The 902-nt window shown below is 64.0% G+C and carries 1 protein-coding gene; it reads left to right on the top strand.

Annotation, left to right across the window (positions count from 1 at the left end; all coding sequences use genetic code 11):
- Positions 1–16: 16 nt before the first annotated feature.
- A complete protein-coding gene (gene nifH / locus EJ105_RS27650; RefSeq protein WP_029555901.1) occupies positions 17–901 on the top strand; it encodes a nitrogenase iron protein in 885 nt (294 codons plus the stop codon).
- The last annotated feature ends 1 nt before the right edge of the window (position 902 follow it).

The raw sequence follows: 902 nt of genomic DNA, 5'->3' as shown, positions 1-902 counted from the left end.
TTCGAAGGAGAGCAAGATGGCTTCGCTGCGACAGATCGCGTTTTACGGCAAGGGTGGCATCGGCAAGTCCACCACGTCCCAGAACACGCTTGCGGCCCTGACCGAGCTTGGTCAGCGCATCCTCATCGTGGGCTGCGACCCGAAGGCGGACTCGACCCGCCTGATCCTGCACGCCAAGGCGCAGGACACCATCCTTTCGCTGGCCGCCAACGCGGGTTCGGTGGAAGACCTCGAGCTCGAGGACGTGATGAAGGTCGGCTACAACGACATCCGCTGCGTGGAGTCGGGTGGCCCGGAGCCGGGCGTCGGCTGCGCCGGCCGTGGCGTGATCACCTCGATCAACTTCCTTGAGGAGAACGGCGCCTACGAGGACATCGACTACGTGTCCTACGACGTGCTGGGCGACGTGGTGTGCGGCGGCTTCGCGATGCCGATCCGCGAGAACAAGGCGCAGGAAATCTACATCGTCATGTCCGGCGAGATGATGGCCATGTATGCGGCCAACAACATCTCCAAGGGCATCCTGAAGTATGCGAACTCCGGCGGCGTGCGCCTGGGCGGCCTGGTGTGCAACGAGCGCCAGACCGACAAGGAGTACGAGCTGGCGGAGTCTCTGGCGAAGAAGCTCGGCACGCAGCTGATCTACTTCGTGCCGCGCGACAACATCGTGCAGCACGCCGAGCTGCGCCGCATGACGGTGATCGAGTATGCGCCCGATTCCGCGCAGGCCCAGCACTACCGCAACCTCGCCACCAAGGTGCATGGCAACTCGGGCAACGGCATCATCCCGACCCCGATCACCATGGACGAGCTGGAAGACCTGCTCATGGAGCACGGCATCATGAAGGCCGTGGACGAGAGCCAGATCGGCAAGACCGCCGCCGAACTCGCCGTCGGCTGAA

The sequence above is a fragment of the Xanthobacter aminoxidans genome (assembly GCF_023571765.1).
Taxonomy (GTDB): Bacteria; Pseudomonadota; Alphaproteobacteria; order Rhizobiales; family Xanthobacteraceae; genus Xanthobacter; species Xanthobacter aminoxidans.
This window is presented reverse-complemented; position numbering and strand designations above follow the sequence as displayed.

Bases quoted from the DNA above. Each gene is read 5' to 3' on its own strand.
- nifH (WP_029555901.1), top strand. From the start codon at position 17: ATGGCTTCGCTGCGACAGATCGCGTTTTACGGCAAGGGTGGCATCGGC.